Below are 12493 nucleotides of genomic sequence, written 5' to 3'. Positions count from 1 at the left end.
TAGATAATTTTGTTTCATTCCAATGGTCTTTATATGTATTAATCTTTTACAATATATAATGGAGCATGAGCTCAGATAAGTGCACTAAGAATTGCGATATTACTTGGACAATGAAGGGCATGCGGCAACAATTTTATCTTCGTTTGATTAGATTGATTATTTATCGTAATTTTAACTAAAGTCAATTTAACAAAATGAATGAGTTAGGGAAGCTTGCGAGTCAGGCCATGATGTCTCCAAAAGAGATGCTTTTTGAGAAGAAGAAGAATGAAAAAAGTCTTTTTATTGGTATTCCAAAAGAGACCTCACTTCAGGAAAAGCGTATATGCTTAACACCCTTGGCTGTGGCATTGTTGGTTGAGAATGGTCATGAGGTATTAATTGAGACTGGAGCTGGTGCTGGAGCTAATTTTTTAGATCACCATTATAGTGAACAAGGTGCCCGGATAGTGTCTTCGAGAGAAGAGATCTATCAAGCCGATTTGATTATTAAAGTTGGCAGCCCTACCGTGTCAGAAGTTAAATTGATGAAGGAAAGGCAAGTCCTTTTATCTTCCCAGCAACCATCACTAATGAATTTGGAAGTATTAAAGGCGCTTATGCATAAAAAAATTACCGCAATCTCTTATGAGTACCTTAGGGATGAGGGTGGTTGTTTGGCTGTGGTACGGGCAATGAGTGAAATTGTTGGTGCAACCGCAACCTTAATTGCTGGAGAATATCTAAGTAATGCATTTGGCGGAAAGGGACTTATGCTCGGTGGCGTTACTGGAGTCGCATCTACGGAAGTCGTTATTATTGGAGCCGGGACGGTAGGAGAACAAGCTGCACGAACAGCTTTGGCGCTAGGGGCTCAGGTAAAGGTCTTTGATAATTCGATTTACAAACTTCGGCGTTTGCAAAACAATCTGGGAAGCAGGGTGTTTACTTCCGTTATTCAGCCCATTATCCTGAATAAGGCCGTAATAAGTTCGGATGTTGTCATTGGTGCATTACGAGCGCAGAATGGTCGCTCTGCTTGTGTGATTTCCGAAGAAACAGTTTCAAAGATGAAACCTAATTCGGTTGTTATTGATGTCAGCATTGATCAGGGTGGAAATTTTGAGACATCGGAAGTCACTTCGCATGATAAGCCGGTTTTTAGAAAATTTGATGTCATCCACTATTGTGTTCCAAATATTGCGTCGCGGGTGGCACGTACGGCAACCTATGCGATGAGCAACATTTTCACATCCATCTTGTTGGACTTTGCTGAATTGGGCGGTTTGAGAAATGCGATTTGGAAAAGTCCGGGAATAAGAAGCTCAATCTATTTATACCAAGGTAACCTAACCAATGCCGATATGGCTTCCCGATTTAATATGACAGCAAAAGATTTGGATTTACTGGTTGTGTCATCACTCTAGCTCAGGTAATCATGTTTAATCGGCTAAGATAGAGAGAAGATATTATATCCAGTCGGTACGAAAGAATTTACTATCGGTTGACGATATTTGGTTATATGGTCGTTTAAAGAAGAACAACCAAAGCAAGTAAGAAACAGAAACCTAACAATGATAAAATAAATACAAATGAAAACAATTCTTATGATCTTATGTGCTTTGATTTCGCTTGCAAAGGCTCAGGAAGCGATTAATCTTTATCAGGATTCTATTCCAAATGCAGCTGATAAAGCTCAAGCTCTTTTGGGAAAAAATACACCTAAATTATTTATCTATACGCCAGATAAAAATATAGCTAAAAATATTGCCGTGCTTGTGATCCCGGGGGGAGGGTATTCACATATTGCTATGGATCATGAAGGGCATGCGGTCGCTAAGGAGCTTGTGAAGAACGGCTATGCAGCATACGTATTGCAATATAGACTGCCTTCGCCAAATATTATGCGGGATAAGAGTATCGGACCGCTCCAAGACGCCCAACGGGCGATGCAGTTGATTCGTAGTTCCAACCCGCAACTAAAAAAAGTCGGTGTTATTGGTTTTTCCGCGGGGGGACATCTTGCATCAACCCTCATGACCAAGTTTAAGAAAGCGTATATCGCCAATCCGTCACATGTGTCACTGCGCCCCGATTTTGCGGGACTGATATATCCCGTTATCTCAATGCAAAATGATGTGACGCATAAAGGCTCAAAAATTAATCTCATTGGAGAAAACCCATCTGAAGAAGTTGTCCGGTTATTTTCTTCAGATCTACAGGTTTCTTCGGAAGTATGTCCAACTTTCTTTGTACATGCTAAAGATGACACAGCTGTTCCTATTGAAAATAGCTATAGGATGATGACTGCGCTGGATAAGGCGAATGTTCCAAATACGCTCTATGTCTTTGATGAAGGTGGCCACGGATTCGGATTAATCAATAAAACTTCGGAAAAAAAATGGTTTGATGCATTTCTTTCCTGGCTGTCGACCTTAAATTAATCGAAAGCAATCCAATTGGAAATTGTTAGATCAACGGCTTGATTTTTTTTGGGAATTAACTGTGAAGTGGTGACACAATGCAGATCAACTGTATTATTGGAAATCACAATTTCATAATAAAAACCTCTGAATTTGCTGTCTTTGACAAAGAAAGCCGATTCTTCTGTGGGTGAAAAAGAAATCCATTCCTGGTGAATTGCAATGGACTTTTCGCTTTTAATACCCAAATTTTGTGCCTGTAAAGCATTTAAAATATTACTTTTTGCCAGCAGCTGTGCCGTATACGGGTGTGATGGCTGACTATAGAGTACATGTGGATTATTTTGATCCAATATTTTACCTGATTTCATCACAATAAGATTGTCCGCAAGTGCGAGCACCTCGGTGGGATCGTGCGAAACTAAAATTATCGTCAGTCCTGTATCCCTGACAATATCTTTGATGTCCTGTTGTAGGGTGTCCCGAAAGGATGCATCGACTTGGTTAAACGGTTCATCCATCAACAGTACTTCAGGTTCGTTGATCAACGCGCGGCAGATAGCAACGCGCTGTTTTTCTCCGCCACTGATGTCAGCGACCCTTTTTTTTGCCAAATGATCTATGCGCAAGCGTTGTAAAATCTCGGCGGTTTTATCCTGTTTACGTTTAATATCTGTATTAGGTAGCTGTGAAGCGACATTATCCCATACATTTGCGTAAGTGTTTAAATCGTCGAATCCTTGTGACACAAGCTTCATGGCATCATGTCCGGGTATTAGCTTGTCTTTGCGTGTGGGAACTTGCCAGCCTTTATACCGCACTACTCCGTCGGTTGGTTCCAACAAGCCATAGATTAATCTAAGAAGTGTACTTTTTCCGCTTCCTGATTCACCGATAATAGCGGTTATCTTTCCTTCTTCAATATCAAAAGAAGCATTTTCGACAGCAAACTGCACATTGTTTTCATGAAATGAGAAACTTAATTGTTCGGCATGAATAGCTGCTAATCCGGAGACGTGGGTATCTGATGGAATATATTGACAAGACGATGAATGAGCCATAATGGAGAATGATAAATGCTAGATTAACGGATAGATATTTTTCGGGTATCGGCATCCACGATGCTGATCTGTATTTTCTTTGCTTCTTCAGGCAATAGATTGGGGATTTTTTCAGGCCATTCAATGAAGCAATATGCTCCCGAATAGAAATATTCCTCATAACCAAAGTCAAATGCCTCCTGCTCATTTTTAATCCGGTAAAAATCAAAATGATAGATAGATCCGTTATCAGAATCATATTCATTAACAATCGAAAAAGTAGGACTCGAGGTGCTATCTTTTACACCTAATTGTTCACACAAATATTTTATAAAGGTTGTTTTTCCTGCACCCATTGGGCCATATAGTAGAAAAATTCGATCCTTTGGAAACCTGTTCAAAAGAGTTTGGGCTGCAACAGAAAGATCTGCCGTTGTATTTACGATAATTTCCATGTTGCAAAATTACTATTTCGGCAAGTATGTCGCAAAGGGGATGATCATTTCTTCCAATGATATTCCCCCATGTTGGAATGTTCCGTTGAAGTAGTTGACAAATTGATTATAATTGTTGGGATAAACAAAGTAGGAATCCTCTTTGGCAAATACATAAGTTGAGCTCACATGAAGTTTGGGTAATTGTGCGTCATGGGGATTCTTTATTGTAAATACATCTTTTTCAATGTAGTTTAGATTTTTCCCTTGTTTATAGCGGAGATTTGTATTTGTATTTCTATCTCCGACGATTTTGCTCGGTTTTTTGACTCGAATCGTTCCATGGTCTGTTGTGATAATAACACGCACCTTTTTCTGTGAAAGCCATTTTAGGGTCTCTAAAAGAGGTGAATGTTCAAACCAGGATAGTGTAAGCGAACGGTATGCCGCTTCATCATTCGCCAGTTCACGAATCATGGAACTGTCCGTTCGTGCATGGGATAGCATATCAACAAAGTTGTAGACCAGTACATTGAGCTGATTATGCATCAAGTTTCCTAAATTATCTAAAACGTCCTTGCCTTGTTCAAGTGTCAAAACTTTGGTGTAAGAATGTTTTATCGGTTTACGATATAACCTTTTGACCTGGTCATCTAGAAATTTGTCTTCATATAAGTTCTTGCCCCCTTCATCCTCGTCATTTTGCCATAACTTAGGAAAACGTTTTTCCATTTCCAATGGCGTTAAGCCACTGAAAATTGCGTTTCTTGCATATTGAGTAGCAGTTGGCAGGATACTGAAATAATTGATCTCCTCTTCCAGTCTAAAATAATCTGTAATTACCTCGTTGATGATTTTCCATTGGTCAAAACGCAAATTGTCTATCAGTACGAAGAAAGTCGCGATATCATCTTCAAGGACTGGAAATACTTTCTTTTTAAACAATTGATGGGACAAAATAGGGCCATTCTCTGGGCGATTGATCCAATTGATATAATTGTTTTCGACAAATTTTGAAAACTGCATATTTGCCTCGGACTTCTGCATCGTCAATATTTCATGCATATTGTTGTCCTCAAGCTTTTCGAGTGACAATTCCCAGTAAACAAGTTTTTTATATACTTCTGACCATTGCGTAAAATCTAAGTCATCATTTAATATCATGCCTAGATTGCGGAAATCCTGCTGGTAGGCCATGGAGGTTTTCTCATTGACAATGCGTTTATTTTCGGTGAGCTTTTTTATTGTCATCAAAATCTGCTTGGGATTTACAGGCTTGATGAGATAATCATCTATTTTGGAGCCAATGGCATCCTCCATGACATGTTCTTCTTCATTCTTGGTGACGAGTACGATCGGAACGGTCGGATTAATGGATTTGATGATCGCAAGTGTTTCGAGTCCGGTTAGTCCCGGCATATTTTCATCCAGAAAGATTAAATGAAAAAAACCATTTTTAAAGGCTTCAACCGCATCGTTTCCATTGTTGACCGTATCAACTTTATACCCCTTACTTTCTAAAAATAAAATATGAGGTTTTAGAAAGTCAATTTCGTCATCAGCCCAGAGAATATGTGTTTTTTGCATCTTGTTATATATGTCTACTTGTATGAGAGGTTGGTAGTGTTACTCAAAATTGAATTGTAACAAAAGAAAATACCTCGTTTATTGAATGGATTTCAATATGATACTAACATAAGCAAATATCGTGCTTTAGATTTATTTTTAACATTTCTTAACGATGAACTAACTATCTTTGTTTTAAGTTTATATTAGTGATAACCATAAGTTTGTGTTTTAAAAACTAGGTTTTCAATTTAATATGTTGAAAAGTAGTATTAATTTATCGCCACATTGAACAAAAATAAAATCATCAATGATCCTGTGTATGGGTTTGTTGCCATTCCGACGGGATTGGTCTTTGACCTTGTACAGCACCCTTATTTTCAGCGACTTCGTTATATTAAACAGGTGAGTATGACTCACTTGGTGTACCCTGGAGCATTGCATACACGGTTTCAACATGCAATAGGTGCTATGCATCTTATGTCGATGGCATTGGAAACCCTTCGGAGCAAGGGGATCGAAATTTCAGTGCTTGAAGAAGAGGCGGTCTTGGCTGCTATTTTATTGCATGATATCGGTCATGGGCCTTTTTCTCACTCTTTAGAACATAGTTTGATTGTGGGTGTTTCACACGAGTTGCTTTCCTCCTTGCTGATGGATCGCATAAATCAAGATCTAGGAGGGAGATTAAGCTTGGCTATTGCTATTTTTAATAATCAATATGAGCGAAAATTCCTTCATCAGCTTGTTTCAAGTCAATTGGATGTGGATCGCATGGACTATTTAAATCGAGACAGCTTCTTCACGGGAGTTTCTGAAGGGGTCATTTCATTCGATCGGATTATAAAGATGTTGAATGTTGTGAATGATGAGATTGTCGTTGAATATAAGGGGCTCTATTCCGTGGAAAAATTCCTTATTGCGCGGAGGTTAATGTATTGGCAGGTCTATTTACACAAAACCGTTATCGGAGCAGAGCAATTATTGATTAAAATTTTACAAAGAGCGAAAGACTTGACCGCATCTGGTAAGGAACTTTTTTCTACGCCAGCATTTCATTGGTTTTTGAGTCAGCAGGTTGATCGCACAAATTTTTTGGATGACCCGTTGCATTTAGACTGGTTTACCCGTTTAGATGATACGGATATTATGTCCGCAATAAAAACATGGGAACGACATGAGGATGAGATTTTGAGTAAAATGTGCCAGCGAATTATGAAAAGGGATCTATATCGTTCAATAATGAGCAATAAGCCCTTTTCTACAGCATATCTTGAACTGGTAAAAAGCAAGGTGCAAGCGTTCTTGGGAGTAAGACAGGAAGATATCCATTATTATGTATTTACGGAAGAAATTCACAATCGTGCATATAACCCCTCAAACGATCAAATCAAGATATTATTGAAATCTGGTGAACTCATTGATATTACCGAAGCATCGGATCTTGGAAATTTAGAAGCATTGTCTAAAAATGTATCCAAATATGCGTTATGTTATCCAAAAGAGGTGGGATATATTGCAATTCCTTCTGCTGGATAGTTATTTTTTAATAAAAAAACATAGATTTGTACCATGCAATTTACTGCTCAACAAATAGGGACATTATTAGAAGGAAGGATTGAGGGGAATCCAGAAGTTACTGTAGGTAACCTTGCCAAAATTGAGGAAGGTAAAAAAGGCGATCTTTCTTTTTTGTCAAATCCAAAATATGAGCATTTTATTTATAACACGGATGCTTCCATTGTCATTGTGAATGAAGATTTGCAATTGATGCAAGATACCAAACCGACACTCACGATTATTCGTGTAAAGAATGCGTATGCGGCTTTCTCTACCATACTGAATATGTATAACGAATTTCGTCTTGATAAAAGCGGACGTGAAGAACCATGTTTTATACATCCTGAGGCAACAATAGGCACAGGGGGATATATTGGGGCATTTGCCTATATCGGTAAGGGAGCGAAGATTGGAGATCATGTGAAAATTTATCCACAGGTTTTTATAGGGGACAAAGTCACTATTGATGATAACACAACGTTGTATCCAGGAGTGAAGATCTATCATGACTGTAAAGTAGGTAAGAATGTAGTTGTTCATTCGGGCGTTGTGATTGGGTCTGATGGTTTTGGTTTCGCGCCGCAGGAAGATGGTACTTATAAGAAGGTTCCTCAAATAGGATACGTTCAAATAGAAGATAATGTCGAGATTGGCGCCAATACGGTGATCGATAGAGCGACAATGGGAGCTACGATAGTTCGTGACGGCGTCAAGTTAGATAATTTGATTCAGATAGCACATAACGTTGATATTGGTAAGAATACAGTTATTGCTGCACAGACAGGGATTTCTGGAAGCTCAAAAATTGGAGAGCGTGTGGTATTAGGTGGTCAGGTTGGCGTTGTTGGTCATATTGTTGTGGCTAAAGGCTCCCAAATACAGGCTCAATCCGGCGTTAACAGATCAATTAAAGATGAGGGGAAAAAATGGGGTGGGACGCCGGTAATGCCGTATCAGCCTCAGTTAAGATCCAATGTCATTTTTGCTCGTCTTCCAGAACTGGAGAAACGTATCCAGGAGCTAGAAAAATTAATAGAATCGAAGTTAAAATAATCTTTTTTCATTGAAATAAACTGTTATTTAATTGTAATGAAGCTATCATGAGCAGTCCTAGCTTGCTGCTATTTCGATATAAATATTATAATCTCATGATGGTTCCGTCAAAAGAAGTTTTGATTTAAAAATATGTTATTAGAAATGAATGTGAAACAGAGAACCATCAAAAACGAGGTTGAAATTTCGGGGGTAGGTCTTCATACAGGGAAAATTGTATCTATGACGATCAAACCGGCTCCGGAAAATCACTGGTTTAAGTTCAGACGTGTAGATTTAGAAGGTCAGCCAGAGATTCTGGTTGATGCAGATAACGTCACAGACACTTCCCGAGGAACTACCATTTCTCAAAATGGAGCAAGTGTTAGTACGATCGAACATTTAATGGCATCATTAATTGGTCTGCAAATCGATAACGTCCTGATTGATATTGATGGTCCTGAAATTCCGATATTAGATGGGAGTTCAGCAATTTTTGTGAAATTGTTGGAAGAAGCGGGGTTTGAAGAACAAGATGCTGATAGAGATTATTATGAGATATCCAATAATATCCATTATGCTGAGCCAGATCGTAAAGTTGAGATCTTGGGAATGCCTATGGATGGTTATCGGTTGACTTGTATGATCGATTTTAACTCACCTGTATTGGGGAGCCAACATGCGGCGATTACTTCTATTGAAGATTTTAAAGCTGAAATCGCTTCTTCGCGTACGTTTTGTTTTTTGCATGAATTGGAGATGCTCGTCGATCATGGATTGATCAAAGGTGGGGATCTAAGCAATGCGATCGTGATTGTTGATAAAGAAACTACGCCTGAAGAACTACAGAAGCTTGCACATCTTTTCCATAAAGAGACTGTTGCTGTTGCCAAAGAGGGGATCCTGAATAATAATCAGTTGCGTCATCAGAATGAGCCGGCCCGACATAAACTGTTGGATATGGTAGGTGATTTGGCTTTAGTGGGAAGACCTCTGAAAGGCCATATTATGGCTGCCCGTCCGGGACATGCTGCAAATGTCGCTTTTGCAAAGAAAATTAAAGAGCAGATTAAGAAAGATAAAACCCGTAAAAAAATAAAAGTTTACGATCCAAATATGCCGGCATTGTATGATACCGTGGAGATCATGAAAATTCTTCCACATCGTCAACCAATGCTTATGGTCGATAAAATTTTGGAGTTAACCGAGACACATGTTGTGGGATTAAAGAATGTAACCATGAATGAAGATCTATTTATGGGTCATTTTCCTGGAGCTCCGTTATTTCCGGGTGTGTTGCAGGTCGAAGCGATGGCACAGACTGGCGGTATCTTGGTATTAAAGACTGTTCCAGATCCTGAAAATTGGTTAACATTATTTCTCAAAATCGAGAATGCACGTTTTAAAGCGCAAGTTACTCCCGGAGACTCTGTTATTTTTAGATGTGATTTAATGGAACCAATCCGGAGAGGTATCGCTAAAATGAAAGGTGTGGCCATGGTAGGAGAGAAAATTGTCTGTGAGGCTGAACTTATGGCACAGATCGTAAGAGTAAATAACAACTAAAGAAGTATAGATGATACAGCCATTAGCTTATATTCATCCAGAAGCAAAGATTGCTAAAAATGTGGTCATTGAACCATTTGTAACCATTTACAAAGACGTTGTCATTGGAGAGGGAACTTGGATAGGCTCAAATGTGACCATTATGGATGGAGCTCGAATTGGAAAAAACTGTAAGATATATCCCGGCGCCGTGATTTCTGGTGAACCTCAAGATTTAAAATTTGATGGTGAAATTACAACAGCAGAAATTGGTGATAATACAACGATTCGTGAGTGTGTGACAATTAATCGGGGAACGAAGGATAGATATAAAACTGTCATTGGTAAAAACTGCTTGATTCAAGCTTACAGCCACGTTGCACACGATTGTGAAGTGGGCGACAATTGTGTGTTTTCGAATAATAGTACACTTGCGGGACATATTACCGTCGGGGATTATGTTGTTTTGGCCGGAATGGTGGCCGTACATCAGTTTGTGAAAATTGGGTCACATGCATTTGTCACAGGTGGATCTCTGGTACGTAAAGATATTCCTCCGTTTGTAAAAGCAGCCCGTGAGCCGATTTCGTACGCCGGAATTAACTCTGTAGGATTGAGGAGGAGAGGATTTTCGGAAGAACAGATTGCCGAAATTCAAAACCTTTACCGTATTCTATTTGTTCAAAACAGAAACCTAGCTAAGGCAATAGAAATTATAGAAGCGGAATATCAGGCAACGGAAATCCGTGATGAAATTTTGGATTTCATCCGAAATTCTGGACGAGGGATCATGAAGGGATTCAATAATAGAGCAATGTAATTGCATTACCGAATCGTATCACTTTGGAAATAACATTAAAGGATATTGGTCGAAGATATAACAGTGAATGGATTTTCAGGCATATTAATTATTGTTTTGAGTCCGGAAAGAGTTATGCTGTTCTCGGACAAAATGGTTCTGGAAAATCAACCTTCTTGAAGGTTCTCTCTGGCAGCTTATCACCCTCACAAGGGGAATTGATTTATACCAATAAAGAACTCAATATTGGTATAGATCAGGTTTATCAACAGCTGTCTATTGCCGCACCTTATATGGAATTAATCGAAGAATTTACCTTGCGTGAATTGCTCGATTTTCATTTTCAGTTTAAAAGTTATCTCCCAGGTTTTGATAAAGAAAGTGTTGTGAATTTGTTGGGACTGGAAAATGCCTTGGATAAAGAAATAAAACACTTTTCATCAGGTATGCGGCAACGTGTTAAATTGGTTTTGGCCTGTTGCTCCGATTCACCTTTGGTCTTGTTGGACGAGCCAACAAGCAATCTGGATAGTGCTGGAGAAGAATGGTACCTGAATTTAATAGACCTTACCAAGCTCGATTTTAGATTGTTTATTATTTGTTCAAATCAAAAAAAAGAATACGAATTCTGTGACGAAACTATTTCTATCGCCGACTTCAAAAAGTAGCGAATGAAATTTTAATAACACAATTAGTTTTTGTATTTTTGACGACTCAATAATGAGATAACCGTTTAAAGTTCAATTCAAAGAATGGCTAAGGCATCAGAGGTAAAATCAGGAAATATTTTAAGATTTAACGGAGAGTTAGTCTCTGTAGAAGAATATATACACCGTACTCCAGGTAATTTACGTGCTTTCTATCAAGCAAGAATGCGTAACGTGAAGACCGGAAAATTAGTTGAATATCGTTTTAGAGTTGATGAGAGTGTTGAGATTGCACGTGTGGAAACGAATGATTATCAATACTTATACGAAGATGGTGAATTCTTTGTCGTGATGGACAACAACACATACGAACAATTCAATATCCCCAAATTTTTATTTGGCGATTCAGCTCGTTTCCTGAAAGAAGGAATGACTGTAATTATTGCTTTTGAAAGTGATGAGCCGATCATGGCAGAAGCACCTAAAAGTGTTGAATTGGAAATTACTTATACAGAGCCAGCAGTGAAAGGAGATACTTCTACAAATGCTTTGAAAAAAGCTACAGTAGAAACAGGAGTAGAGATTATGGTGCCTTTGTTTATTAATCAAGGAGAGAAAGTAAGAGTCGATACGCAAACTGGTAATTATATCGAACGCGTAAAGTAATATAAGATTTTAGGTTTAGGTTGATTATTCGGTCTTGATAGCGCTCGCTACAAGGCCGTTTTTTTTCTGCTTCCGTCTATTTGCAGTTTCATTATCGAGAATTAGATCATCCATTTACTGGATGCGTTTTATCTGAATGATGGAATAAAAAAATTATCTTTAAGCATGAAATCTAAAAAGGAATTGAGACAGGAGTTTAAGATAAAAAGATGCCAACTTTCCAAAGAAGATGAGGAAAGTCTTAGCCATGGTTTACTGTTGCAATTTCAAAAAATAGATCTAACAAAGGTTAGCTATATACATGTTTTTCTTCCAATCCAAAAATATCATGAACCCGATACTTATCCCATCATAAATTATGTGAAGGAATTTTTTCCGAAAATTATCTTGGTCGTATCTCGCTCAAATTTTTCGGACTATTCTATGCAACACTATATCCTTGATCATCAAACGATTTTCGAGACGAATGAATGGGGAATTCCGCAGCCTGTTGCAGGAGTAGAAGTATCTCCTTCGGTTATTGATTTTATTCTCGTTCCTTTGTTGGCATTTGATGTTGATGGTCATCGGGTAGGTTATGGAAAAGGATTTTATGATCGTTTTTTTTCGCTTTGTACGTCAGAGACCCAACGTGTAGGATTATCTTTTTTTGATCCAATTGAGCGAATCGCTGATCGAAATGAACACGATGTTGTATTGACTAAAGCAATTACACCAAATCACATTTATAGTTTTAGTTCTCATGGGCACGATGCCTCATTCTAGAGATATCTAAGATGTCCGGGAATCTCCGCTTAATGAT

General features: G+C 38.4%; 12 protein-coding genes. 9 read left to right on the top strand and 3 right to left on the bottom strand.

Going from position 1 to position 12493, the window contains the following annotated elements; all coding sequences use genetic code 11:
• Positions 1-194 precede the first annotated feature (194 nt).
• Positions 195-1406, top strand: a complete 1212-nt coding sequence (locus tag HMAT_RS23820; RefSeq protein ID WP_104385330.1) for an alanine dehydrogenase — start codon at positions 195-197, stop codon at positions 1404-1406.
• A gap of 165 nt (positions 1407-1571) precedes the next feature.
• Positions 1572-2423, top strand: a complete 852-nt coding sequence (locus tag HMAT_RS23815; protein ID WP_104385329.1) for an alpha/beta hydrolase — start codon at positions 1572-1574, stop codon at positions 2421-2423.
• Here HMAT_RS23815 and HMAT_RS23810 read toward each other — a convergent pair.
• From HMAT_RS23810 to HMAT_RS23800, 3 genes are read right to left on the bottom strand one after another with little or no spacing between them, the layout of a single operon-like run.
• Positions 2420-3463: an ABC transporter ATP-binding protein gene (locus HMAT_RS23810; protein WP_104385328.1), complete on the bottom strand. Its 1044-nt coding sequence runs from the start codon at positions 3461-3463 to the stop codon at positions 2420-2422. The two genes, HMAT_RS23815 and HMAT_RS23810, sit on opposite strands and share 4 nt — an antisense overlap.
• A 23-nt stretch (positions 3464-3486) precedes the next feature.
• Entirely contained in the window at positions 3487-3897 is a 411-nt protein-coding gene (gene tsaE, locus HMAT_RS23805; protein ID WP_104385327.1) for a tRNA (adenosine(37)-N6)-threonylcarbamoyltransferase complex ATPase subunit type 1 TsaE, read from the bottom strand.
• 12 nt (positions 3898-3909) lie between these two features.
• The gene (locus HMAT_RS23800) at positions 3910-5463 is read right to left on the bottom strand and encodes a bifunctional response regulator/alkaline phosphatase family protein (protein ID WP_104385326.1); all 1554 of its coding nucleotides are present in this window, start codon (positions 5461-5463) and stop codon (positions 3910-3912) included.
• A 267-nt stretch (positions 5464-5730) separates the two neighbouring features.
• Between HMAT_RS23800 and HMAT_RS23795 the strand changes: the two genes are divergently transcribed.
• The 7 genes from HMAT_RS23795 to HMAT_RS23765 all read left to right on the top strand — a co-directional run bounded on the left by HMAT_RS23795 (position 5731) and on the right by HMAT_RS23765 (position 12456).
• Positions 5731-6981: an HD domain-containing protein gene (locus HMAT_RS23795; RefSeq protein WP_104385325.1), complete on the top strand. Its 1251-nt coding sequence runs from the start codon at positions 5731-5733 to the stop codon at positions 6979-6981.
• 33 nt (positions 6982-7014) lie between these two features.
• The gene (gene lpxD / locus HMAT_RS23790; RefSeq protein WP_104385324.1) at positions 7015-8055 is read left to right on the top strand and encodes a UDP-3-O-(3-hydroxymyristoyl)glucosamine N-acyltransferase; all 1041 of its coding nucleotides are present in this window, start codon (positions 7015-7017) and stop codon (positions 8053-8055) included.
• A 144-nt stretch (positions 8056-8199) separates the two neighbouring features.
• Positions 8200-9600 carry a bifunctional UDP-3-O-[3-hydroxymyristoyl] N-acetylglucosamine deacetylase/3-hydroxyacyl-ACP dehydratase gene (locus tag HMAT_RS23785; RefSeq protein WP_199768752.1) on the top strand — a complete coding sequence of 467 codons (1401 nt, stop codon included), beginning with the start codon at positions 8200-8202 and terminating at the stop codon, positions 9598-9600.
• 10 nt (positions 9601-9610) lie between these two features.
• Positions 9611-10399 (top strand): acyl-ACP--UDP-N-acetylglucosamine O-acyltransferase, encoded by a 789-nt coding sequence (gene lpxA / locus HMAT_RS23780; protein WP_075990789.1) that lies wholly within the window; start codon positions 9611-9613, stop codon positions 10397-10399.
• Between the two features lie 23 nt (positions 10400-10422).
• On the top strand, positions 10423-11046 hold the full coding sequence (locus tag HMAT_RS23775; RefSeq protein ID WP_104385322.1) for an ABC transporter ATP-binding protein: 624 nt from the start codon (positions 10423-10425) through the stop codon (positions 11044-11046).
• Between the two features lie 84 nt (positions 11047-11130).
• Positions 11131-11691: an elongation factor P gene (efp, locus tag HMAT_RS23770; protein WP_077438233.1), complete on the top strand. Its 561-nt coding sequence runs from the start codon at positions 11131-11133 to the stop codon at positions 11689-11691.
• Between the two features lie 165 nt (positions 11692-11856).
• On the top strand, positions 11857-12456 hold the full coding sequence (locus HMAT_RS23765; protein ID WP_104385321.1) for a 5-formyltetrahydrofolate cyclo-ligase: 600 nt from the start codon (positions 11857-11859) through the stop codon (positions 12454-12456).
• Positions 12457-12493 lie beyond the last annotated feature (37 nt).

This window comes from Sphingobacterium sp. HMA12 (assembly GCF_002933815.1).
In the GTDB taxonomy this organism is placed as follows: Bacteria; Bacteroidota; Bacteroidia; order Sphingobacteriales; family Sphingobacteriaceae; genus Sphingobacterium.
Note: the sequence above shows the minus strand (reverse complement) of the source record. Positions and strands in the feature narration are given on the sequence as shown.